This window comes from Pseudomonas sp. Pseu.R1, from assembly GCF_045764065.1.
Classification (GTDB): Bacteria; Pseudomonadota; Gammaproteobacteria; order Pseudomonadales; family Pseudomonadaceae; genus Aquipseudomonas.
Map to the genome: position 1 here is coordinate 6,013,703 of NZ_JBJGEE020000001.1, position 24,171 is coordinate 6,037,873.

Annotated in this window: 21 protein-coding genes and 1 pseudogene; 12 read left to right on the forward strand and 10 right to left on the reverse strand. The window is 59.7% G+C overall.

What is annotated here, in order from left to right; translation table 11 throughout:
- Positions 1-129: 129 nt before the first annotated feature.
- Entirely contained in the window at positions 130-579 is a 450-nt protein-coding gene (locus ACI5GA_RS27315; RefSeq protein ID WP_404634757.1) for a hypothetical protein, read from the reverse strand.
- 69 nt (positions 580-648) lie between these two features.
- Here ACI5GA_RS27315 and ACI5GA_RS27320 point away from each other — a divergent pair, with 69 nt between their 5' ends.
- Positions 649-1,032 (forward strand): MerR family transcriptional regulator, encoded by a 384-nt coding sequence (locus tag ACI5GA_RS27320; protein WP_404634759.1) that lies wholly within the window; start codon positions 649-651, stop codon positions 1,030-1,032.
- 199 nt (positions 1,033-1,231) lie between these two features.
- Here the strand turns inward: ACI5GA_RS27320 and ACI5GA_RS27325 are convergent, their stop codons facing one another.
- Positions 1,232-2,377, reverse strand: a complete 1,146-nt coding sequence (locus ACI5GA_RS27325) for an aldose epimerase family protein (protein WP_404634761.1) — start codon at positions 2,375-2,377, stop codon at positions 1,232-1,234.
- Positions 2,378-2,639: 262 nt separating this feature from the next.
- Between ACI5GA_RS27325 and ACI5GA_RS27330 the strand changes: the two genes are divergently transcribed.
- From ACI5GA_RS27330 to araH, 5 genes are all read left to right on the forward strand, one after another.
- Positions 2,640-3,332 (forward strand): FadR/GntR family transcriptional regulator, encoded by a 693-nt coding sequence (locus tag ACI5GA_RS27330; RefSeq protein WP_421425086.1) that lies wholly within the window; start codon positions 2,640-2,642, stop codon positions 3,330-3,332.
- 70 nt (positions 3,333-3,402) lie between these two features.
- Complete coding sequence (locus ACI5GA_RS27335) at positions 3,403-4,281, forward strand: SMP-30/gluconolactonase/LRE family protein (protein ID WP_421425088.1); 879 nt, start codon at positions 3,403-3,405, stop codon at positions 4,279-4,281.
- 156 nt (positions 4,282-4,437) lie between these two features.
- Complete coding sequence (locus ACI5GA_RS27340) at positions 4,438-5,442, forward strand: substrate-binding domain-containing protein (RefSeq protein WP_404634767.1); 1,005 nt, start codon at positions 4,438-4,440, stop codon at positions 5,440-5,442.
- A gap of 63 nt (positions 5,443-5,505) precedes the next feature.
- Positions 5,506-7,041, forward strand: a complete 1,536-nt coding sequence (gene araG, locus ACI5GA_RS27345) for an L-arabinose ABC transporter ATP-binding protein AraG (protein ID WP_421425089.1) — start codon at positions 5,506-5,508, stop codon at positions 7,039-7,041.
- A gap of 52 nt (positions 7,042-7,093) precedes the next feature.
- Complete coding sequence (araH, locus tag ACI5GA_RS27350; protein WP_404634771.1) at positions 7,094-8,062, forward strand: L-arabinose ABC transporter permease AraH; 969 nt, start codon at positions 7,094-7,096, stop codon at positions 8,060-8,062.
- A gap of 86 nt (positions 8,063-8,148) precedes the next feature.
- Here the strand turns inward: araH and ACI5GA_RS27355 are convergent, their stop codons facing one another.
- From ACI5GA_RS27355 to ACI5GA_RS27375, 5 genes are all read right to left on the reverse strand, one after another.
- Complete coding sequence (locus ACI5GA_RS27355; protein WP_421425090.1) at positions 8,149-8,613, reverse strand: helix-turn-helix domain-containing protein; 465 nt, start codon at positions 8,611-8,613, stop codon at positions 8,149-8,151.
- Positions 8,614-8,971: 358 nt separating this feature from the next.
- A complete protein-coding gene (locus ACI5GA_RS27360; protein WP_421425091.1) occupies positions 8,972-9,583 on the reverse strand; it encodes a PqiC family protein in 612 nt (203 codons plus the stop codon).
- Complete coding sequence (locus ACI5GA_RS27365) at positions 9,580-11,262, reverse strand: intermembrane transport protein PqiB (RefSeq protein ID WP_404634777.1); 1,683 nt, start codon at positions 11,260-11,262, stop codon at positions 9,580-9,582. The genes ACI5GA_RS27360 and ACI5GA_RS27365 overlap by 4 nt, the downstream gene beginning before the upstream one ends.
- Positions 11,255-11,869 (reverse strand): paraquat-inducible protein A, encoded by a 615-nt coding sequence (locus ACI5GA_RS27370; RefSeq protein ID WP_404634779.1) that lies wholly within the window; start codon positions 11,867-11,869, stop codon positions 11,255-11,257. The genes ACI5GA_RS27365 and ACI5GA_RS27370 overlap by 8 nt, the downstream gene beginning before the upstream one ends.
- Positions 11,866-12,498: a paraquat-inducible protein A gene (locus ACI5GA_RS27375; RefSeq protein ID WP_404634781.1), complete on the reverse strand. Its 633-nt coding sequence runs from the start codon at positions 12,496-12,498 to the stop codon at positions 11,866-11,868. Before ACI5GA_RS27375 ends, ACI5GA_RS27370 begins: the two co-directional genes overlap by 4 nt.
- 344 nt (positions 12,499-12,842) lie before the next feature.
- Between ACI5GA_RS27375 and ACI5GA_RS27380 the strand changes: the two are divergent.
- The 3 genes and pseudogenes from ACI5GA_RS27380 (at position 12,843) to ACI5GA_RS27390 (ending at position 18,154) form a co-directional block, all read left to right on the forward strand.
- Positions 12,843-14,972 (forward strand): annotated as a pseudogene (locus ACI5GA_RS27380) (PQQ-dependent dehydrogenase, methanol/ethanol family).
- Between the two features lie 191 nt (positions 14,973-15,163).
- On the forward strand, positions 15,164-16,606 hold the full coding sequence (gene aldA, locus ACI5GA_RS27385) for an aldehyde dehydrogenase (RefSeq protein WP_404634785.1): 1,443 nt from the start codon (positions 15,164-15,166) through the stop codon (positions 16,604-16,606).
- A 141-nt stretch (positions 16,607-16,747) separates the two neighbouring features.
- Positions 16,748-18,154 carry an NAD(P)/FAD-dependent oxidoreductase gene (locus tag ACI5GA_RS27390; RefSeq protein WP_421425093.1) on the forward strand — a complete coding sequence of 469 codons (1,407 nt, stop codon included), beginning with the start codon at positions 16,748-16,750 and terminating at the stop codon, positions 18,152-18,154.
- 241 nt (positions 18,155-18,395) lie between these two features.
- On the opposite strand, the gene ACI5GA_RS27395 is transcribed toward ACI5GA_RS27390, so the two are convergent.
- Complete coding sequence (locus ACI5GA_RS27395) at positions 18,396-20,345, reverse strand: sigma-54-dependent Fis family transcriptional regulator (RefSeq protein ID WP_421425094.1); 1,950 nt, start codon at positions 20,343-20,345, stop codon at positions 18,396-18,398.
- Positions 20,346-20,539: 194 nt separating this feature from the next.
- Entirely contained in the window at positions 20,540-21,409 is an 870-nt protein-coding gene (locus tag ACI5GA_RS27400) for a LysR family transcriptional regulator (protein ID WP_421425095.1), read from the reverse strand.
- A 120-nt stretch (positions 21,410-21,529) separates the two neighbouring features.
- On the opposite strand from ACI5GA_RS27400, the gene ACI5GA_RS27405 reads away from it, so the two are divergent.
- The 3 genes from ACI5GA_RS27405 (at position 21,530) to ACI5GA_RS27415 (ending at position 23,568) form a co-directional block, all read left to right on the forward strand.
- Entirely contained in the window at positions 21,530-22,702 is a 1,173-nt protein-coding gene (locus tag ACI5GA_RS27405) for a mandelate racemase/muconate lactonizing enzyme family protein (protein ID WP_404634793.1), read from the forward strand.
- A 164-nt stretch (positions 22,703-22,866) separates the two neighbouring features.
- Positions 22,867-22,992: a hypothetical protein gene (locus tag ACI5GA_RS27410; RefSeq protein WP_421425096.1), complete on the forward strand. Its 126-nt coding sequence runs from the start codon at positions 22,867-22,869 to the stop codon at positions 22,990-22,992.
- A 222-nt stretch (positions 22,993-23,214) separates the two neighbouring features.
- Positions 23,215-23,568: a hypothetical protein gene (locus ACI5GA_RS27415; RefSeq protein ID WP_421425097.1), complete on the forward strand. Its 354-nt coding sequence runs from the start codon at positions 23,215-23,217 to the stop codon at positions 23,566-23,568.
- 242 nt (positions 23,569-23,810) lie between these two features.
- Here the strand turns inward: ACI5GA_RS27415 and ACI5GA_RS27420 are convergent, their stop codons facing one another.
- Positions 23,811-24,128: a DUF883 family protein gene (locus tag ACI5GA_RS27420; RefSeq protein ID WP_166598242.1), complete on the reverse strand. Its 318-nt coding sequence runs from the start codon at positions 24,126-24,128 to the stop codon at positions 23,811-23,813.
- Positions 24,129-24,171 lie beyond the last annotated feature (43 nt).

Below are 24,171 nucleotides of genomic sequence, written 5' to 3' on the forward strand. Positions count from 1 at the left end.
TCACTGAGCAGCAATGCGTCCTTGGGGGGAATGATGAAAATGCCAGTAGTCGAATAGCGTGAAAATAATTCCACGACCCCTTCGAACGGAGGGGCGGGTGCGACGTAGCGCACCCGGAGAGTTTCGTATTCAGGTGACGGAAGAGGGCTGAGACAACGGCGCTGAGGCCGATTGTCGTGTCGACGCAGTGTGGATGGGGAGCGCCTGCGCCACGGCAAATATCACCTCGAAAAAGGTGAAACCGAGCAGTAGAAAACTCGCGCCTTGTTTCACCGCGTACAGTTGCCAGAGCGCAAACAGGACGCGCGCTGCCGCGTCGAACAGCCCGACCTGTCGACTCGGCTGTTTGAGCCGCCACATCGACCAGACCACCACAATGCTGCCCAACAGATTGGCGAAAAGCATCGCCGTGACATCCGGTATGGGCACCGGGCGTTCCAGCGCCAGCGCGTTCGAGAGTGTCGCGAAGCCTTGCAGGCACAGCGCTGCTGTCCACGGCGTCATGAAGGGGGCCGTGACCAGCAGGTCGTACAGGGCGCTGGCGCGGACGATGCGCAAATTGCGGTTTACGTTAAGCATGTCGATCCCTCACAGTTTGAACCGGCAGGCTAAAGCCTGGAGCAAGGTCCAGAGTCAAGGTGAACGAGGATGAGTATGAGAATCGGCGAAGTGGCGAAACACACGGGTGTTTCCGTGGATGCGTTGCGCTTTTATGAAGAGAAAGGCTTGATCAAGCCTCAGCGCACGGCCAATGGCTATCGACTCTACCCCGCGCAGACCGTTGACTTGGTTCGGTACATCAAACTGGCCCAGCAACTGGGTTTTTCATTGGCGGAAATGGGAGAGAATCTGCCGCTGTTGTGGAACGATCAAACGGCCTCCACTGAGGTCCTGGCGCGATTGTTCGCCGAAAAAATCGCCTTGCTCGATGAGCGTATTACCCAGATGCAGGGGTTGCGGGAGGCGCTGGCGGCACGAGCGAAGCAGATTTGCCCGCTGCGGATCATGCAAACACCTGAGACCGAAGCCTAGGGTGAGCCGACCGGATGTTGCCTGAGCCCGCCAACATTCTGCTCCTGCTCTTAATACACAAAAGGCCCAGACACCGCCGACCGCGACTTGGGTGCAGGCTGAACGCAAGTCGCGGTCGGCGGTGTCTGGGCTTTCGCGTAGATCAAGATCAAGGGCGGAAGTAGAAGCTCGGCGTTTTTCGGGATTGACTCGGTCGCGTTTACTGGCTGGAAAACTTGAACACGGTCGTCTGGCTATACGCCTTGCCCGGATCCAGGCGTGTCGACGGGAAGTTTGGCTGGTTCGGCGAATCAGGATAATGCTGAGTCTCCAAGGTGAACGCACCCCAATGAGGGTAGATTTTCCCGGCTTTGCCTTTCACGGTGCCGTCCAGGAAATTGCCGGTGTAGAGCTGTACGCCCGGCTCGGTGGTGAACAGTTGCAGGCGGCGACCTGACTTGGGATCGACGACATCGGCTGCCAGGTTCGACACTTTGCCTTTGTTGTCCAGCACCCAGTTATGGTCATAGCCGCCCTGTGTCGGCTCGGCGAATTTGAGTTGCGGATTGTCCTCGCGAATGCGTTTGCCAAACGCCACGGGTTTGAGGAAGTCCAGCGGCGTGCCTGTGACGGAGGGCAGCTCACCCGTCGGGATCAGCTTCTCGTTGACCGGCGTGTAGTGGCTGGCGTGGACGATGGCGACTTGATCGAGGATGTCCCCGTTACCCGCGCCCGCGAGGTTGAAATAACTGTGGTTGGTCAGGTTCAGCACCGTCGGTTTGTCGGTGGTGGCGTGGTACTGAATGCGCAGCTCGTTCTTCTCGTTGAGGCTGTAGGTGACTTCGGTTTTCAACGTCCCAGGGAAACCCATTTCGCCGTCGACGGAAACGTAGCTCAGCTTGACGCCCACCCAACCCTTGTCCTTGATGGGCTCGGCTTTCCAAACCTGCTTGTCGAACCCCTTGGGGCCGCCATGCAGGGCATTGGTCTTGTCGTTCTGCGGGACTTGATACGTTTTGCCATCGAGGGTGAATTGACCACTGGCCAGGCGATTGCCGAAGCGGCCGATGGTGGCGCCGAAGTAGGAGGTGCCGCTGAGGTAGCCCGCCAGATCATCGAACCCCAGCACCACGTCCTCAGTCTTACCGTGCTTGTCCGGGACCAACAGCGATTGCAGCGTACCGCCATAGGTAATGACCGAGGCTTGCATCCCGTGGCTGTTGCGCAGAGTGAACTTCTGAACCGCAGTGCCGTCCGGCATCTGGCCAAACGCGGCCTGTTCGCTGGTCAGGCCGGTAGCGGCGTGAGCCTGGAGGGCGGTTGCCAATACGGCCAGGCCGATGGCAGGGACCAATGTCTTTCTCATCACTTCCTTCCTTTTTTGTTATGAGTGGCGCTATGGGTGATTTGGTCTTACTAATTTATGGCTTTTTGTCTTATTTAGTATATTTTTTTGAAAAATAGCTCGATTTAGAATTTAATCGTAATACTATTTGCGAAAGATTTGCCGTGCAGCTCGTTTTCCAAGAGGTGTAGCCCAGCTTTGAGTAGCTGTACAGGGGTTTGACTCTCATTCATATGATCATTAGCCTCGATTTGCGCAAAGCACCGCAAAAAGAGGCGAATGAATGAGCAACAGTTTTCACGCGTCAACGGTGGATCGTCTGGGTGCCTGGATTGCTCACGGCAATGTGGCGCCAGGTCAATCGTTGAAGGTCGAAGCCGCGCTGTGTGAGGAATTCGGCGTCAGCCGGACGGTGATCCGCGAGGCCATCAAGACACTGGTGGCCAAAGGCATGCTGGAAGTCGGGCCGAAGGTGGGGACGCGGGTGTTGCCGATTCGTGGCTGGAACCTGTTCGATCCGCAGGTGGTCGGCTGGCTGGCGGCCAAGGGGCTGTCCAAGGGCTTTGTGATGGATTTGCTGGATTTGCGCCGCGCCATCGAGCCGATGGCGGTGCGTTGGGCGTGTGAGCGGGCGACCCCCGATCAGATCGTCGAGATTCAGGCGGCTTATCAACAGTTGGCCGCGAGTGTGGCGGACAAGGGGGATTACAACCACGCCGACCAGCGTTTCCACGAAGCAGTGCTGGCGGCCAGTCACAACCAGTTCATCGAGCAAATGCTCCCGGCGATGGGGGCGTTGCTGGCGATTTCGTTCGAAGTGTCGTCCGCCGTGCCGGGAGAGTTGGGGCGCACGTTGCCCTTGCACAAGGACCTGGCTGACGCGATTGCCACACGGGATTCGGCCCGTGGCGTCTGGGCCTGCATGAGCCTGATTGAAAACGCCTGCGAGGTGATTTCCCGTTCGCTGGCGCAGTAAAACCGAGTAGCTAAACCCAGTACCACCGGGGCATTGAACCCCAACAACAATAAAAAACAGGATATTCGCTATGAAGTGGCAGCCGGTCAGCGACCAGCGATTCAAATTGGCCGAAGGGCCGTTCTGGGACGACGTTCAACACGGCCTGTACTGGGTGGACATCGCCGGATTCCGCGCATTGCGCTGGCAACAGTGCCAGGTGCGGCACTGGCAGTTCAACGAGCCGGTTTCCGCCTTCATTCCTACCGTCAGGGGGGATGCCCTTGTCACCCTTTCCAGTGGTGTGTATCGCCTGAACCTTGATTCTCCGACGGATCACCCGTCGCTGTCGTTGTTGTGTATCGCCGACCCTGTCCAGGGCAATCGGGCCAATGAGGCCCGTTGCGACAGTCAGGGTCGACTGTGGCTGGGCAGCATGCAGAACAATCTGGACGCCGAGGGCGGGGACTTGCCGTTGGAGCGCCGCTCCGGGGGGCTGTTTCGCGTGGACGCCAATGCTCATGTCACGCCGTTGCTGGGCGGGCAAGGGATCGTCAATACGATGCTCTGGGCCGACGGCGGTGCTGCGTTGCTGACTGCCGACAGCCTCGATGGCGTGATTTATCGCTACCCGATTCAAACCGACGGTTCGTTGGGCGAGCGCCGTATCTGGGCGGCTCAGCATGTGCGCGGCGTGCCGGACGGCTCGGCGATGGACGCAGAAGGCTATGTGTGGAATGCCCGTTGGGGCGGCCACTGTCTGATCCGTTTTGCGCCGGATGGCAGCGTCGATCGGATCATCGAATTGCCAGTCAGTCATCCGACCAGTTGTGTATTCGGTGGTCCGGGCATGACCACCCTGTTCGTCACCAGTGCCCGGCCGTCGAACGATGCCCTGCCGCTGGACGGCGCGGTGCTGCAAGCGGAAACGGGCATTCGTGGAACGACCTCACACTGCTTTGCCGGCTAATGCTTCGAGAGGGTGTGACACTCGGTTACATAGGTCGCATTGATAATATGATATGACTGTTTTCAGTCGATCAGCCTGTCGCGTCTTCCACGTTCAGGCTGTCACGACACTCACTGCTGGACGCTGTAGCTATTCAATAAAAATAAGGAGTTAGCTATGTTGAGTCGCCACGGGATTCGCTCCCTGTGCTGTGCTGCTGTTGCCACTGCAATCGTAGGAATGAGCGGCGGCGCCCTTGCCGCTGACACGGTCAAGATCGGTTTCCTTGTCAAACAGGCCGAAGAACCCTGGTTCCAGACCGAATGGCAGTTCGCCGAGAAGGCCGGTAAGGACCACGGTTTCGAAGTCATCAAGATCGCCGTACCGGACGGCGAGAAAACCCTCACCGCCATCGACAACCTGGCCGCCAATGGCGCCAAGGGCTTTGTCATCTGCCCGCCTGACGTGTCCCTCGGCCCGGCCATCGTCGCCAAGGCCAAGGCTAACGACCTGAAAGTCATGGCCGTGGACGACCGCTTCGTCGACGCCAAAGGCAAGTTCATGGAGGATGTGCCGTATCTGGGCATGGCCGCTTTCGAAGTTGGCCAGAAACAAGGCGCCGCCATGGCCACCGAAGCCCAGAACCGCAAGTGGGACTGGAAAGAAACCTACGCGATCATCAACACCTACAACGAGCTGGACACGGGCAAGAAGCGCACGGACGGTTCGGTGGATGCACTGAAGAAGGCCGGTCTGCCGGAAGACCACATCCTCTTCACCCCACAGAAAACCCTCGACGTGCCGGGCAGCATGGACGCCACCAACGCTGCCCTGCCCAAACTGCCCAGCGGCGCGAAAAACCTCATTGTCGGCGGCATGAACGACAACACCGTACTGGGCGGCGTACGCGCCACCGCAGGCGCAGGCTTCGCACCGGACAACGTGATCGGCATCGGCATCAATGGCACCGATGCCATCGACGAACTGAAAAAGCCCAAAAGCGGCTTCTTCGGTTCGATGCTGCCCAGCCCGGATAAAGAGGGCTACAACACTGCACTGCAAATGTACGAATGGATCTCCACTGGCAAGGAACCGCCGAAGTACACCGCCATGGATGACGTGACCCTGATCACCCGCGAGAACTTCAAGGACGTGCTGACCAAGATCGGTCTGTACAAGTAACCCGCAGCGTACATCGGCAAGGCCTCGCTCCACCGTCAGGGTAGGGCGAGGAGGAGGTGGTTCATGCAACAGGCTTCAGCAACCCTGGCGCAGCGACCCCGAGCAGGGGGCAGTCTGCGTTTCAACGGCATCGGCAAGACCTTTCCGGGCGTGAAAGCGCTGTCGGACATCCATTTCGAAGCTCGGCCGGGCAGTGTTCATGCACTGATGGGCGAAAACGGCGCGGGGAAATCGACCCTGCTGAAAATCCTCGGTGGTTCCTACCAGCCCAACAGTGGCGACCTGCAGATCGGCGATCAGCACCTGGCGTTCAAATCCACCGCAGACAGTATCGCGGCGGGGGTGGCGGTTATTCACCAGGAACTGCATCTGGTCCCGGACATGTCCGTGGCCGAAAACCTGTTGCTGGGTCACATGCCCAACCGCTGGGGCATGGTCAACCGTCGGGCCATGGTGCGTCGCGCTCGCGAGCTGCTCAAGGGCCTGGCGGACGAGATCGACCCCAACACCCGGCTGGGCGACCTGTCGCTGGGCCAGCGGCAACTGGTGGAGATCGCCAAGGCGATGTCGCGCAACGCGCACGTCATCGCGTTCGACGAACCCACCAGCAGCCTGTCGGCCCGGGAGATCGATCGCTTGATGGCGATTATCGTCAAGCTGCGCGATGAAGGTCGGGTGATTCTGTATGTATCCCATCGCATGGAGGAGATTTTCCGTGTGTGTGATGCCGTCACCGTGTTCAAGGACGGGCGCTTCGTGCGTACCTTTGAAGACATGGCTGAGCTGGACCATGACCGATTGGTGACGTGCATGGTCGGCCGCGACATTCAGGACATCTACAACTACCGTCCACGCCAGCAACAGGGGCCGAGCCTGCGGGTGACCGGATTGTTGGGGCCGGGATTGCAGGAACCGGTCAGTTTTGCTGTGGAAAAGGGCGAAGTGCTGGGCTTCTTTGGCCTGGTGGGTGCAGGGCGTACCGAGCTGTTCCGCCTGTTGTCCGGCTTGACTCGCAGCCAGGCAGGCACCCTGCAACTGGACGGCAAACCGCTGAGCCTGAGGTCGCCGCGAGACGCCATCGACGCCGGGATTCTGCTGTGCCCCGAAGACCGCAAGAAAGAGGGCATCGTGCCGCTGTCCAGCGTCGCCGAGAACATCAACATCGGCGCCCGACCTCGTCACGTACATTTGGGCTGTCTCATTCAGGGCCGCTGGGAGCGGGAAAACGCCCGGCACCAGATTCGCTCGATGAATGTGAAAACCCCGTCGCCGGAACAACAGATGCTGTTCCTGTCCGGTGGCAACCAGCAAAAGGCGATTCTCGGTCGCTGGCTGTCGATGCCGATGAAAGTGCTGTTGCTGGATGAGCCGACTCGGGGCATCGACATCGGTGCCAAATCGGAGATCTATCAGATCATCCATAACCTGGCGGCAGAGGGCATCGCGGTGATTGTGGTGTCCAGTGACCTGATGGAAGTCATGGGCATTTCCGACCGCATTCTGGTCATGAGCGAAGGCGCCATTACCGGCGAGTTGTCTCGCGACGAGGCCAACGAACAACGCTTGTTGCAATTGGCACTGCCGCGCACGCGCGGCTGAAACGAGTCAGTCGAGCCTAGTGAGCGACGTGAAAAACAAAAACGAGGTGCGTATGTCTACCGAAACCAGCCGTCTGACGGCCCCCCGTCAGGGTATGAACTTGCGTCGGTTCTTCGACGATTGGGCCATGCTTCTGGCCGCACTGGGCATTTTCGTGCTCTGTGCCTTACTCATCGATAACTTCATGTCGCCGTTGAACATGCGCGGCCTGGGGCTGGCGATTTCCACCGTGGGGATTGCGGCCTGCACCATGCTGTTCTGTCTGGCGTCCGGGCATTTCGACCTCTCGGTCGGTTCAGTGCTGGCGTGCTCTGGCGTAATTGCCGGAATCGTGATTCGCGACACCGACAGCGTGTTTCTTGGCGTTTCGGCCGCATTGGCCATGGGGCTGCTGGTCGGCCTGATCAACGGGATCGTCATTGCCAAGCTGCGCATCAACGCACTGATCACGACGTTGGCTACCATGCAGATCGTTCGCGGGCTGGCGTACATCTTCTCCAACGGCAAGGCCGTCGGGGTAGGGGACGAGGGGTTCTTCGTGTTTGGTAACGGTCAGTTGTTCGGCGTGCCGGTACCGATTCTGATCACCGTCGTCTGCTTCGTGTTCTTCGGCTGGTTGCTCAACTACACCACCTACGGCCGCAATTCGCTGGCCATCGGTGGCAATCAGGAAGCCGCCCTGCTGGCAGGGGTGCACGTCGACCGGACCAAGATCATCATTTTCGCGGTTCACGGTCTGATCGGTGCTCTGGCGGGCGTGGTGCTGGCTTCGCGGATGACCTCGGGCCAACCGATGATCGGTCAGGGCTTCGAGTTGACCGTGATCTCGGCCTGCGTACTGGGTGGCGTCTCGCTGAGCGGCGGTATCGGCATGATTCGCCACGTAATCGCGGGCGTGTTGATTCTGGCGATCATCGAAAACGCGATGAACCTGAAAAATATCGACACGTTCTACCAGTACGTGATTCGCGGGACGATTCTGTTGTTGGCGGTGATCATTGACCGTTTGAAGCGTCGCTAGGCAGCGGTGCAGTGGGGCGGGGGGTGGTTTCACTCAGGAAATCATTCACCCCGCGTGTATTGTTGATCGTCGACGCCGCTGGGTATTCAGGTCAGTCTTGAGGTCTCGAAAATCAATCGTACGGAAGCCTGGGCCAGTTCTTGTGCTTGTGCACGCACCGTTTCGAGCTCGGTTTTCGTGGTCTCATCCTGAGTGTCGTTGGCGCGCAGTTCAATCAACAGCGCCATCTGGTACAGCGCGTCAATGAGTCCATGGAGATTGCGATGCAGTTGGTGGGTCACTTTCTCAAAGTGCTCATGGTGAACAGCATCATGAGGAACAGTCGAAGGCAAAGTGCCATCATTTTCCCGTTGGCGCACACCGGTCAATACATAATTGATATCTACGCCAGCCCCCGTGATACGCAGTAAATAATCGGCTTTTGGTGACCGTGCCCCACTTTCATAATTACCCTGCGCATTGGTTTCAACACCCCCGATTGCGCCCAATGCGCTTTGAGACAATTTCAGGCGTGTGCGCTCTTCTCTGAGTCTTGGACCAATCCCTGTCATGTGTGCCTCCTTTTTTCTTGTCGCCCTGCCGCCACACCACACCCTGACTTTCACTGAATGAACAATTAACCCAAACACCTGGTTATTACCACATCCCCCCCGGCGAGGAGGTTCTGTAATGGGCGTGACAATAGCGAATATCCGATTGGGGTGGGAAGGGATCCAATCGATTGAGATTGAATTACTATTAAACAGTTGTATGACTTGGAAGGCGAAAACTGGACGGGTTCGAAAAAGATGTACAAGGTTATCCTAGGGGTCTATTCAATTGAGGGTTGTTATTTGAGTGGGTAATACATGCTGAGGCACCTGTATACAGATGCCTCAACTTGTTAAATCCCTGTTATTGGAAAAGGATTCAGGAAGGGCAACGCAAGTGGGTTTGATGGCTCCAGTCAGTGGCGGTTTTAGCGATGGTATTGGCCAGGCTCGCAACGGCTTTCTGATGGGCCAGTACCAGATTTTCCATGCCGGTCCCGGCAGGCTGACGTATGACGCTGCTGCAGGTCAGGTTCTGGCGTTGGGCGCCGTTGCTTCGCAGGCTCAGGTTCCAGACCACATCGATCAAGGCATATTGATTGAGCACCGATTCAAAGCGCCGCACATCCGTTCGGATCGAGAGCACTGGCTGATCGGCCTGTTTGGGCAGTCCCGCCAGATCGCGGGTCCCAAAACGGCGTTCCAGTTCGCCGGTCAGCGCATCATGGAACTCGTCGCCCAGCGGCGCGCCCCAGCGTTCATTTTCGAGGATTGCCAGACTGCCGTCGCCTTGGCGCACGACCAGCGGAGGCTGATCGACCTGGACTGCCATCAGCACAGGCTGCATCTCGAACTGAAAGGGCGCTTGCGCCGCCAACGGCTGTGCCTGAGTGGCGGGAGCGATCAAGGTGTAGTAGTGGGTCGGCGTGGATGCACAAGCGGCCAGGCCCAGTGCGCAGGCCAGCGTCAGAAGATGGGTACGCACGGTCATGGCGCGGGCTCCGGGGCAATTTCACGGGAAGAAGACGAACCTTTATACGAACCGGGCGCTGCATCGCCGGTACGACCCCGAATCAGTGATTCTGGGTGGCGGCTGAGGAAGTCGGTCAACACCCGTACTGAACGGGCGGTGCGTTGCACTTCCTCCATGGCTTGGCCCAATTGTTGGCGGGCCGGCGAATCGTCCGACAGTGTAGCGTTGGCGTTGCCCAGTGTTTTCTGTGCCTGTTGCAAGGTTCCGGTCACTTGCGGAAGCACTTGGCCGTTGACGTTTTTCATCGTTTTCTGAAGTTCGACCAAACTGCCGTTGAGGTTATTGGCCAGTTCATCGATAGGGATCTTGCCCAGTTTGTCGACGAAGGCCTGAAGTTGTTCCTGCAATTTGTCGAAGCTGCCCGCGATAGTCGGAATTTCCATCGGGCGTGCCTTGGCGTTGTAAGCAATTTTTGGCGCTTTGGGGTCGAAATCCATGGCCACGTAGAGCTGGCCGGTCAGCAGGTTGCCGGTGCGGATCTGCGCCCGCAGGCCGCGCTCGACGAAACGCCCAAGAATGCGCGACGTTTGCTCTTCCTCATCGCCACTCCCGGCCTGCTCCCTGAGTTTGTCGTTGGCCGCTCCCAGACGTTGCGGGTAAATCACCGCGCCGACGACGCCGGGGAATGTACCCGTGGCCGGGTCGTAATCCAAATCTACCGACACTACGCGGCCGATGTTCACGCCCAGAAAGTCCACCGGCGCGTTGACCACCAATCCCCTTAGTGACTGGTTGAAACGCATGCGAATGTACTTGGGTTCGCCATCGGGTGGGGCCAGAGCGGTGGCCTGATCTTCGAACAGCTTGAATTCGGTATTGGCCTCGGCCGGTTTGGCGTCCGGGCTGTACTTGGGTTCGCGGAAGGCGATACCGCCAGAAAGAATTGAGGTCAGCGACTGGGTCGAAACCTTCAGTCCTGCTGCGCCCAGGCTGACGTCGACGCCGCTGGCATTCCAGAAGCGCGAATCGGTCAGCACGAACGCGTCGTTGGGGGCATTGACGAAGATTTCGATATCGACGCCCTTGCCATCTTTGGCCAGCTCATAGGCGACCACCTGGCCGACTTGAATCCGGCGGAAATACACGGGCGAGCCGATGTCCAGCGAGCCGAGGTCGTCGTTGTGCAGAATGAACCGCTTACCTTTGTCGCCGTAGGTTACTGGTGGCGGGGTTTCAAGACCGGTGAAGTTTTTTTCGGTCTTGTCGGAACTGCCGGGGTCGGCGCTGATGAAAGCGCCGGACAACAGGGTGTCGACCCCGGAAACGCCGTGGGCGCCGATGCGTGGACGGACCACCCAATACTGCGTATCCGCATGGGTGAATTGGGCGGCCGACTGATTCAGTTCGATGGTCGCCAGCACATGAGTGCGGTCGTCGCTCAGGGCGATGTCGGTGACCGTACCGATCACTACGTTCTTGTACTTGACCTGTGTCTTCTTGGCTTCCAGACCCTCGGCGGTCAGGAAGCTGACGACGACCTTGGGGCCGACATTGAGAAAGTCGTGGATGACCATCGACAGGCCGATCACACCGGCGACGATCGGCACCAGCCAGACCAGTGAAATGCGCGCCTTTCGGGCCTTGACCTTCGGTCGTACCGGCTCGGGCGCCGATGGGGGTAGGGTGCTATCAGACATCTTCAACCTCTGCGTCCCAGATCAACCGGGGATCGAAACTCATGGCGGCGAGCATCGTCATCACCACCACCAAACCAAAAAAAAGAATGCCCAGACGCGGCTCGATGGTGCTCAGACCGCGGAACTGAACCAGCGCCGCCACCAACGCGACCACCAGCACATCGAGCATCGACCAATAACCGATCAGCTCGATGAAGCGATAAAGCCGCGAGCGCTCGCGCATGGCCCACTGGCTACGGCGCTGGCAGGTCACCAGCAGCATGCCGAGCACCACGAACTTGATGCATGGCACCAGCACGCTGGCGATGAAAATCAGAATGGCGATGTCCCACGAGCCGCTTTCGGCGAACTCGATGACCCCGCTCATGATGGTGTTCTCGCTGGCGCTGCCCAGCAGCGTGGTGAACATCACCGGCAAGACGTTGGCCGGGATGTAGAAAATCAGGCCCGCGATCAGAAACGCCCAAGTGCGGGCCAGACTGTCGGGCTTTCGGGTGTGAACAGGGGAGTCGCAGCGCGGGCAGTCATGAGCGTCTTCGGGACACACGTAACTGCACACATGGCACAGTGTGACGTTATGCTCGCGGGCATAGGGAATGCCGTTCATTCCGGCTCTACCCCCAATTCATTCCACAGGCGCCGGATATCTTTGCCTGCAATCAGCACGATCAACACCATCAGCATCGCCATCGCCCAAAGACCCACGCCGGGGTGCACGTCGAGCATGCCCGCCAGTTTGATGATGGCCACCAGAATGCCCAGCAAACAGACTTCGAGCATGCTCCAGGGCCGCAAGTGTTCAAGGGTGCGCATGCAGGTCTTGAAACCGGGGGCGATTTCGTTGCGGTGGGCGTGGATCAAGACCCAGAACAGCAGGGCGATTTGCAGCGCGGGGGCCAGAATGATCGCCAGCCCGGCCACCAGTGCGATCAGCGTGATCTGTCCCTGAGCCAGCGCCTCCACCGACCCCCACAACGTCACTTCGTTGTGCAGGCCTTTCATGCTGATGCTGATCACCGGGAACACGTTGGCAAAAATGAACATGATGCCCGCCGCAATGCTCAGCGCCAGCATCTGCTCGATGCTCATGCGATGCCCGCGATCCAGCACGGCGGCACAGCGCAGGCAATAGGCCGATTCGCCCTTGTTCAGGGGCTGGGCGTGGTACAGCGAATCGCAGTGCTCGCAGATGATCCACTGAGCAGGATCGGTCAGCGGTGTCGGGCGACTGCTCATCGGCGCCGTCGTCGGGGAGGTGGGCGTGTTCACGATAGTCTGGCTTCAAAGGCGTGCGTGTCAGGACATTGACCACAATGCCAGCATCGCGTTCGGTGCTGAGCGAGGAGTCAGGCAAAACAACTGAATGAAAGCACGTTTGTTGTGGCGTCGGTGTATGAGGTGTTGCGACGTGTGTCGCTGAAAACGCGACAAGTGTAGCGCGATAAACCAGATGTGCGTGTGGGAAAAAACGCACAAACCCCTGAAAAGTCGACGTTTCATTGGCGTGGCACAGCGCTTGCTCTCAGGCTTTCCAGCCGGAGCACAGACGCGTCCGGTTCTAATAAGAAACGGAGAGCCCCATGAACCGATCTGGTCTGAATCTTCGACTTCCTCACCCTTCGCTGTTGTTCACGGCCCTGACGCTGGGCATCGCCCTGGCGCCTCAGACATATGCCGCCGACACCGCCGCCGTGGATGGTGCGCGCATCAGTGCCGCCGATCAGGAGCCTGGCAACTGGATGAGCCACGGCAGAACCTACGACGAACAGCGTTTCAGCCCGCTGAAAAAAATCACCGATCAAAACGTTTCAACGTTGGGCCTGGCCTGGACCTACAAGCTGGACATTGACCGGGGCGTGGAGGCCACGCCCATTGTGGTCGATGGGGTGATGTACACCACTGGGCCGTTTTCCGTGGTGTACGCGCTGGATGCCCGCAACGGCAAGCTGCTGTGGAAGTACGATCCGCAGTCTGACCGCAGCCGCGCGGGCGAGGCCTGTTGCGACGCGGTCAACCGGGGTGTGGCGGTGTGGGGGGGCAAAGTGTTTGTCGGCGTGCTCGACGGGCGCCTTGAGGCCATCGACGCCAAGACCGGGCAGAAGGTCTGGTCGGTGGACACCCGCACCGATCCCAACCGCAGCATCACCATCACTGGCGCGCCTCGGGTGGTCAAAGGCAAGGTGATCATTGGCAACGGCGGCGCCGAATACGGCGTGCGCGGCTACATCACTGCCTACGATGCCAACACCGGCAAACAGGACTGGCGCTTCTTCACCGTGCCGGGTGACCCGAAACGGCCGCCGGAAAACAAGGCCATGGAGATCGCCAGCAAGACCTGGTATGGCGACAAGTTCGTCGAACAGGGCGGCGGCGGTACGGTCTGGGATTCGATGTCCTACGACCCCACACTCAACCTGTTGTACATCGGCGTCGGCAACGCTTCGTCGTGGAATCCTCGTCTGCGCTCGGAAGGCAAGGGTGACAACCTGTTTCTGTCGTCCATCGTCGCCATTAATCCGGACAACGGCGAATACGTCTGGCATTACCAGACCACGCCAGGCGACGCATGGGACTTCACCGCCACCGCCCACATCATGCTCGCGGACCTGAAGATCGACGGCAAAGTGCGCCAGGTGCTGATGCAGTCGCCGAAGAACGGCTTCTTCTATGTCATCGACCGCAAGACCGGTGAATTGCTGTCGGCCAAGAACATCGTCCCGATCAACTGGGCGACGGGTGTCGACATGAAGACCGGACGGCCCATCGTCGATGAGAAAGCGGCGGTCTACTGGCGCGACCCGGAGAAGAAAGCGCTGCTGGTGCAGCCCGCATTCTGGGGCGCCCACGACTGGCAGCCCATGTCCTACAACCCGCAGACCGGGCTGGTCTATATCCCGGCGCACATCATGTCGGCGCTGTATCAGGACGTCGACGGCCAACCGCCGCGCAAGAAGTTCAAGAGCATGTACCAGTTGCAGGTCAACACCGGGATGATGCCCGAAGACCCCGACGGTCTGCGCAAACTGGCGGACACCTGGACGGGCAAGCTGATCGCGTGGGACCCGCTCAAGCAAGAGGCGCGCTGGGAAGTGCCGTACTCGACCATCTTCAACGGCGGCACCCTGAGCACGGCGGGCAACCTGCTGTTCGAGGGCACCGCCGACGGGCGCGTCGTCGCCTATTCGGCGGACAAGGGCAAAGTGTTGTGGGAGCAACCGGCCAACACCGGCGTGATGGCGGGGCCGGTGACGTACGAGGTCGATGGTGAGCAGTACGTGACGTTCATGGCCGGGTGGGGCGGGGCGTTTTCGACCTTCGCCGGGGCCTTGTCGTTGCGCGCCGGGGTCAAGCCCAACGCGCAAGTGCTGACGTACAAGCTCGGCGGCACCGCGAAGCTGCCAGACCTGAAATACAAATAACGTACAAAGCAGGTGGACAAAGGCCGCGCGCTGTTCAACGGCCACTGCGACACCTGTCACGGCATCAACGCCATCAGCGGCGGCGTATTGCCGGATCTGCGCATGCTCAGCAAGGAAAACCACCAGATGTTCCTTGGCATCGTCTATGGCGGCCGGGTCAATGATGGCATGCCGTCGTTTGCCGAGGAGTTGAAGCCGGAGGAGGTGGAGCTGGTGCATCAGTACATCATCAAACGCGCCAATGACCTGAAGAAAGAGATGGCATCGGCGAGGACGGCAGCGAATCAGTAAAGGCATCCAATTGCGACAGCACAAAACCGTGGTGCAAAACCTGTGGGAGCCGGCTTGCTGGCGAATGCGGCGTGTCAGTCGACTCTGCTGTGACTGACCCAACCCATTCGCCAGCAAGCCGGCTCCCACAGGGATTATCAGGTGCCTCAGAAACACTGTGCTCACGAACATCTATCAGCAGAGGCGTACCCATGAGCGATTCAAACCCGATCTACCAAAGCTATATCGACGGCGCGTTCATTCCCGGCGACAACCTGATCGACGTCTTCAACCCGGCCAACGGCGAACGGCTCGGTTCAGTGCCGGAAACCAGCCTCAGTGAGGTCGAGCGGGCCATCGCCGCTGCGCGCTCGGCGCAGAAAACCTGGGCGAAGAAACCCGCCAACGAACGCGCCGGTTACCTGCGTCGCATCGCCAGCAAGGTGCGTGACAACGCCGAGCGTCTGGCTCGCATCATCACCGCCGAGCAGGGCAAGGTACTGGGGCTGGCGCGGGTGGAAGTCAACTTCACCGCCGACTATCTGGATTACATGGCCGAGTGGGGGCGCCGCCTGGAAGGTGAAATCCTCACCAGCGACCGGCCCGGCGAAAACATCTTCGTGTTCCGCAAGCCGCTGGGCGTGGTCGCCGGGATTCTGCCGTGGAACTTCCCGTTCTTCCTCATCGCCCGCAAACTCGCTCCGGCGCTGATCACCGGCAACACCATCGTCATCAAGCCCAGCGAAGAAACCCCGATCAACTGTTTCGAGTTCGCCAAATTGCTGGCCGAAACCGATCTGCCCAAAGGCGTGGTCAACATCGTGTCAGGTAAAGGAGGCACCGTGGGCAATGCCTTGAGCGCCAGTGCGAACGTGGACATGGTCAACTTCACCGGCAGCGTTGCCACGGGCCAGCGCATCATGGCGGCTGCGGCACACAACATTACCAAGCTCAATCTGGAACTGGGCGGCAAGGCCCCGGCCATTGTGCTGGCGGATGCCGATCTGGATCTGGCCGTCAAAGCGATCACGGCTTCGCGGGTGATCAACACCGGGCAAGTGTGCAACTGCGCCGAGCGGGTGTACGTCGAGCGCAAGGTGGCCGATCGGTTCATCGAGCGCGTCAGTGCCTCAATGGCAGCGACCAGATATGGCGACCCCCTGGCTGAAGACGGGCTGGACATGGGGCCGCTGGTCAACAAGGCAGGGCTCGACAAAGTGGCGCAGATGGTGAAGACGGCTGTGGGCAGCGGCGCGCAGATCGTTACCGGTGGCGCGGTCGCGGACAAGGGCGGCAAGGGCTTTCACTACCAGCCCACGGTGCTCGCCAACTGCCGCCAGGACATGGACATCATGCGTCAGGAGATCTTCGGGCCGGTCTTGCCGATCCAGATCATCGACGACCTGGATGAAGCCATCGCGCTGGCCAACGATTGCGAATACGGCCTGACGTCGTCGATCTACACCCGCGACCTCAACGCGGCGCTGAAGGCGTGCAACGAGATCGATTTCGGCGAAACCTACATCAACCGCGAGAACTTCGAAGCGATGCAGGGTTTCCACGCGGGTATCCGAAAGTCCGGTATCGGCGGCGCGGATGGCAAGCATGGGGTGTATGAGTTCACCCATACCCATGTGGTGTATATCCAGATTTGATGGCAGCGACTCAGTCCCTCGATGTGGGAGTGAATTCATTCGCGATTACGCTACGCCAAGCGATACTGATGCGTCGGCTTTCACATGCTGTCACTACCGACTAGCATCGACACCCTCAACCGAGGTCAATGGAGGGTGGCGATGCCAGCGTGGGAAACGATCAGTTTATGGATGGATCGACTCAATGAACCCCTGTTGCCCCGGCCTTCATTGCAGCACGACCTCGATGTCGACGTGGCCATCATCGGCGCGGGCTACACCGGGCTGTGGACCGCCTACTACCTCAAACAGCACGCCCCGAATCTGAACGTCGTGATCGTCGAAGCACAGACCGCAGGTTTCGGCGCGTCCGGGCGCAATGGCGGCTGGGTAATGGGCAATCTGCTGGGCGATGAGCGCCTGCTCGCCGGATTGGCAGCCGATGCGCGTCGAGCCTCTTATGAATTGCTGTTCGACATTCCCGATGAGGTGAAGCGCGTCATCGACCGTGAAGGTATCGACTGCGATTACCGCAAAGGCGGGGCGTTGTACTGTGCGGCCCGATACCCCGAGCAGGAAAGGGGTCTGCGCGAGTACCTCGAAAAACTCTACAAGCAGGGGTTGACCGAGGCCGATTACCGATGGCTGACGCCCGGACAATTGGGGACCCAATTGCGCATTGCCAAAGCGTACGGCGCGATTCATTTTTCGCATTTGGCGACGATCCAGCCTGCAAAGCTCGTCCGGGGGCTGGCGCGGGCGGTAGAGCAGGTGGGCGTGCCGATTTATGAACGAACTCCCGCGACGGATTGGGCTACAGGGCGCGTGACGACGGCGCAGGGTCAGATTCGTTGCCGCTGGGTGGTTCCTGCTGTCGAGGGCTATGCCGCGACAATGCCTGCGCTGAGCCGTTATCAGTTGCCGGTGCAAAGCCTGATTGTCGCGACAGAGCCATTGTCGGACAGCGTTTGGGATGAAATCGGTCTGAACGACGGCCAGGCGTTCGGCGAGAGCAGTCGACAGGTGACCTATGGTCAGCGCTCGGCGGACAACCGATTGATTTTCGGCGCGCGCGGGGGGTATCAGTTGGGTGGGCGCCTGAGGGAAAACTTCGACCTGACCGACAGTGAAGTTCAACTGCGTCGCTACCTGTTCGGTGAGCTTTTCCCGCAATTGAAGAACGTGCGCATTACCCACTCATGGGGCGGCAACCTGGGCATGTCGCGACGTTTCCATCCTCACATGCTCTGTGATCGGGTCAACGGGATTGCCCTGTCGGGTGGTTACGGTGGAGAGGGGGTTGGCGCGAGCAACCTGGGCGGCCGCACGCTGGCCGACTTGATTCTGGAGCGCGACAGCCCTCTGGTTCATCAGCCTTGGGTGATTCGCGAGGGCGGCCTGAATCGGCTCAAAGCCTGGGAGCCTGAGCCGTGTCGCTGGCTGGGCTACAACGCGATCATCCGCAGTTTTGTCAGTGAAGATCAGACGCTGGCCAATCCCGCGACGCCGGTCTGGAGACGGAAGATTGCCAGCGGGATCGCGGATTTCATGGAGGGGTTCATGAAGTGAGCGTCGCAGTTGTGGGAGCCGGCTCGCTGGCGAAAGCATCGGGTCAGATACATCACGTTGACGGACAGACCGTATTCGCCAACAAGCCGGCTCCCACAGTTTTAGCGTCGATATCAAGATCTGGATTCGCCGCAAACCTTGTGGGAGCCAACTGGGTGGCGAATGCAGTTGACCAGCCACCACAAAATCCCCCACAACGACGATTGGAAAAGGGGAGTTCCAACGATGCGTCCTTGTCGGATCAATTCATGAGATTAGGCTGCACGATCCCGTACTTCTTCATCTTCCGATACAGGGTCGAGCGCGCCACTGAGCATTCGTCGGCCACGGCGCTGATGTTCCATTGGTGACGACGCAGCATCTCCAGCAGGCGTAAGCCTTCGTCGTCTGCCGCCAGTTGCGCCAGCGGCGGGCGCTCGATCAAAGACGCCGATTCGTTCGTGGAGCAGAGCGTCTGGTCGTGAAACTCGGCAGGCAGGCAATCGCTGTCAATCAAGCCGTTCTCGGCCAATGCAACGGCGTAACGCAGCACATTGATCAACTGCCGAATGTTGCCTGGCCAGCGGTAGCGACTGAGCAAGCCCATGCTCGCACTGTCGAGACGACAATCTTCTCCACCGGGCTGGTCGCGCAGCACGGCTTCGATCACCTGGCGAATGTCGCTGCGTTCACGGAGCGCAGGAAGGTGCAGGTTCATGCCATTGAGGCGGTAGAACAGGTCTTCACGAAACGCCTTGGTGGCGATCATCTGTCCCAGATTCTGGTGGGTGGCAGAGATCACCTGAATGTCCAGCGGCAGCGGCGCATCGGCGCCCAACGGAGAGATTTCCCGTTCGGCCAGCACGCGTAAGAGGCGGGTTTGCAAATGCGCGGGCATGTCGCCGATTTCGTCGAGAAACAGGGTGCCGCCATTGGCAATTTCCAGCTTGCCTTTCATGCCCTTTTTGCTGGCACCGGTAAAGCTGCCGCTGCGATAGCCAAACAGCTCGCTTTCGATCAGTGTCTCTGGAATTGCCGCGCAGTTGAGCGCCACGAAAGGGCCTGTGCGGCGTCGGCTGGCCAGGTGAATCGCGCGAGCGAAAGCCTCTTTGCCTGTCCCGGTTTCGCCGTTGATCAGAATGGGCAAATCCTTGTCCAGCACCTTGTACACGCGCGCCACGCTCTGTTGTAGACGCGGATCGGCGCCGCTGAGCTGGTCCAGCGTGGGCGCGGGATGCGCGGTTGAAACGCGGCGAGGTTCGGCGGTGGAGGTTGCGCCTACCTTGACCGGCATGCGCAGGCCGATTTCCACCCGCCGCTGCCCGTTGTCGAGCCGCGTGGCATCGGCGCCGCCGTTGCACAGGCGCAGCAGTTCGTCGACGTCCACCGACAACAGCTCACTCAGCCTGCGCCCCAGCAACAGGCCATGACCATGGGTTTCATGTTCGACGAAGGCGGCACGGTTGGCGCCGATCACCCGGCCCTGATCGTCCAGTGCGAGCAATTGTTCGTTGGCCAGGTCGCTGATCTCTTCGCAGGGCTTGATCATCAGCGTCAGGGTGTTGCGATGGCTGTGGCGAAAGTAGGCGTTTTCGATCATCCGCGCGTACATGATCACCAGTTGCAACGTCAGGTATTGCGCCTCTTTCGGGCCGTTGCTGTTCAGGCACGAGGCGTTCAGGCAGCCGCGCACGTTGCCCAGGGAATCGAAGATGGGGGATACCGAGCAGCTCAGGCGGTCGTTTTCGCGCAGAAAGTGTTCATCACGATGGATGATCAACGGGCTGCCCGAGGCCAGGCCCGTACCGATGCCGTTGGTACCCACCAGCGATTCATCCCAGCGCGAGCCGATGATCAGGCCCGAGTCGACGTAATCGCTGCCGGTGGTGGGCACGCGGGAGTCCAGGGTGATGCCCCGTTCATCGCTGAGCAGCACGGCAAAGCCCGCTTGGCCGACGCGCTTGGCCAGCCCGCTGATGCCTTGGCCTGCGATGGACATGTAATCGTGATGAAAAGCCTGATGCCGATGGATTTCGGCGGCACTGAGGATCACTTTGTTGCCCCGCCCGGCAGGTTCCAGACCGTGCTCTACGACGCTGCGATACCACGACTGAACGATCAGGCCGTCGGAAGGGAGGCTGCGGTCCGGGAAGTAGTCACCGACGAACGCCTTGAGGTCGGTCGGCCCCTGTTCTGAACGCTGCAACGACATGAAGCATCTCCTTTTTTATTGTTTTGGTAACCCAAGCATGTGGAGTGACATCTGCGGTGGGTGTGAAACTTCAGACTAGCTGCTGAGAAAAATAGTGTGCGTTACACAATCCGATCTGTAGCAGTCCGGCTTGCCGGCGGTGGCGTTCTCAAGATCGTCATCGCCGGTAAGCTGGGCCGTTACAGAGCATCGTTTTAGAGCTTCGCCCACAAGTCCTCGGCAAACTCACTCAGCGCCATGGTCGGCCTGAACAGGCGGATTTCCACCGGAATGTCCCAGTGCGCATCCAGCGCCCGCACCAGCTTGCTACTGGCAATCTCCGGCTCCGCCAGCGTCTTCGGCAGCCAGGCCACGCCTTTTCCTTCCAGCGCCATCGACAGCAGCACCGCCGCCAGGTGTGAGCTGAACACGGTGTGCAGATTCGGTGGCTGCGCTTCTTTGCGCAATCGCGCGGAGACGATCCGCCCCAGTCCCGATTCTGCGGTGTAGCCCAGCAGCGACAACTCGGCAGATGCTCCGGTCATCTCGGCGGACTGACCCTGCAACGGGATCAACAGGTCGCTGCCCACCACTTTGGAATGAAAGGATTCGGCCGGAAATTGCGGCGGCACGTCCGGGTGTTGATGGCACAGCAAAAACTGCACTTCACCCGCCAGCAGCATCTGTTCGCAGATCCGCATGTTGTCCGAATGCAGGCGTATCGCCTCGATCGGACTGGTGCGCTCGGCAGCCCTGACCCAGCCTGGAAAGAAAGTGAACGACAGCGAATGAGTGGCGGCGAAATGCAGCGAACGTGCCTGCTTTCCGGCGACTTCTCGCGCTTCATGGCGCATCTGATACAGGCGGCGGGTCATCTCCTGCGCGCTGTCGAGCATGTGCCGCCCGGCGTCGGTCAAGGTCGCGCCCTGAGTGGTGCGCTCGAACAGGTCGACCCCGACCCAGGTCTCCAGCGCGCGGATCCTGCGGCTGAACGCCGGTTGGGTCACGTGGCGCAATTCTGCAGCGCGGGAGAAGTTGCCGCTCTGCGCCAGCGCGTTGAAGTCTTCCAGCCAAACCAGTTCCATCGTGATGCCGTCCGCGCATTGAGTGCCGCGTTTTTAGCATTGGCCGCCGCGAAAGGTCCAGCCCTAGAGTGAGCCCCAGCACGCGCTGCACCTCTCTACCAAAAACCACAGGAGTCACCCATGCGTATCGTCGATATTCGCGAAAAGACGGTTTCCATTGCCTCGCCCATTGCCAACGCCTACATCGATTTTTCCAAGATGACTTGCTCGGTGGTCGCCGTCGTCACCGATGTCATTCGCGACGGCAAGCCGGTGATCGGCTACGGCTTCAACTCCAACGGCCGTTATGGTCAAGGCGCGCTGATGCGCGACCGTTTCCTGGCCCGTGTGCTGGAAGCCAATCCTGAATCGCTGATCGACAAGGAACACAACAACCTCGACCCGTTCGCCATCTGGAAGACCCTGATGACCAACGAAAAGCCGGGTGGTCACGGTGAGCGTTCGGTCGCGGTCGGCACCATCGACATGGCCGTGTGGGACGCAGTGGCCAAGATTGAAGGCAAGCCGCTGTATCGCCTGCTGGCCGACCGTTATCGCGACGGTGTGGCGGACGACAAGGTCTGGGTTTACGCGGCGGGCGGCTATTACTACCCCGGCAAGGACCAGAGCAAGCTCAAGGCAGAAATGCAGAGCTACCTGGACCGCGGCTACGACGTGGTGAAGATGAAAATCGGCGCCGTGCCGCTGGCCGAAGACATCCGCCGTATCGAGGCGGTGCTGGAAGTGGTAGGTGATGGTCAGCGCCTGGCGGTGGACGCCAATGGCCGTTTCGACCTGAAAACCGGCATTGCCTATGCCGAAGCGATCAAGCCGTACAACCTGTTCTGGTACGAAGAAGTCGGCGACCCGCTGGACTACGCGCTGCAAGCGGAACTGGCCAACCACTACGACTTGCCAATGGCCACCGGAGAAAACCTGTTCTCCCATCAGGACGCCCGTAACCTGTTGCGTCACGGTGGCATGCGCCCGGATCGCGATTTCCTGCAATTCGACTGCGCGCTGTCCTACGGCCTGGTGGAATACCTGCGCACGTTGGACGTGATGAAGGAACTGGGCTGGTCCTCGCGTCGCGTCGTCCCTCACGGCGGCCATCAAATGTCGCTGAACATCGCAGCCGGCCTGCATTTGGGGGGTAACGAGTCGTACCCGGACGTCTTCCAGCCTTTCGGCGGTTTCGCCGACGGCATTCGCGTCGAGAACGGTTATGTCGGCCTGCCGGACATCCCGGGCGTGGGCTTCGAAGCCAAGTCGGCGCTGTATGCGGTGATGCGCGAGCTGGGTGAGGGCGCCTAAGTCCCGTTGGCCCCTGTAGGAGTGAGCTTGCTCGCGATGACGGTGTATCTACACCTGATGTGATGACTGTTACGTCGCCATCGCGAGCAAGCTCACTCCTACAGATCACTTTTCTGTCACGAACAGTCCTTTCCCCTCATACAAAAACAACAGTGAGGCATCCCATGGAACAGGCTTCGACCCGCTGGTATTCCCAGCTCTACGTGCAAGTGCTGATCGGCATCGCCAACCAATTTGATCGGCAACGGTATTGGCACCATCGCGATGGCCAAGTGGGACGGGTCGTTTGACCAAGCCAAGGCGGCGCGAGAATTGGCAACGCTGAGCGCAGGCGGTGAAAGAAACCCTGAAGCGTTGAATACAGCCCGCGTCGGAAAGTCGCAGGTCTGAAGGGCAAAGGTGGGCTGCCTGCGGATTTTCGCGGGCCGTCCGGCTACGCTGACAAGTTGCGTTACAACTCGCCATGACGCGCAGTGGTAGACTCCCGCCACTTCAAACGAGGAGCGACAGACGTGCGCAAGATGGCAATGATGGTGGCGGTAGTGATGCTGGCAGGCTGCGATGGCGGGAAACCGGCCCCGGCGCACAAGGTGTCGGCCGCAGATTCGGTCGCGGAGGCCCCGACCCAGGCATCGTCACAGTGGACCATTCGCGTTCACTTGAAAGAAGCCTTGAGCGACATGGCCTATTGGCTGGTCGAACACCATTACCCGTCCTACGTGGTCAAGGTCGAGGGCAAGGAAGTGGTGATGATCGGGCCGTTCGAGTCCCAGGAAGCGGCCGAGAAAGCCAAGACTGACATCGATGCTGCGCTGGTCAAGGGGCACCGGTTGTCACAGTTGGAAGTGATTGCGCCGAAATCCTGAGAGGCTCTCGGGCCTGTGGGAGATTCTATGATGTCGGGTCGACTGCATTCGTCGGAACGCCGCCCGTACCAAGGCGGCTCCCACAAAGATCGTGTCGAATCCAAATTTCGTGTTGAACGCTGAACCTGTGGGAGCCGGCTTGCTGGCGAAAGCGGTGGACCAGTAACAGATGTTGCAACTGACTCGACGCAGTCGCCAGCAAGCCTGCTCCCACACTGTTGGATCTGTTTAAAGCCTGGAGATCAACGACGTCCCAGCAACAATCCCACCACCAGACCAAACCCGGCAGAGACAGCAACGGTCTGCCACGGGTGGCCGCCGATGTAGGTTTCGGTGGCTTGCACCGCCGGTTTGGTCTTGTCGCGCACGCTGCCCAGCGAGTCGACCGCCTGCTTCAGTTTCAGGCTCAGCTGCGCGCGCACGGTTTCTGCCTCTTCGCCTACCAGCGAGGCGCTGTCCTTGAGCAGTTTGTCGGACTCTTCGATCAGGGCGGCCAATTCGCTGAATGCTTGATCCTGGATCTGTTCGGCGGCGTTTTGGGCAGCGGTTTTACGAGCCATGGCAAATTTCCTTTCAGTTGATGATGGCAGTGAGCAATGGAGT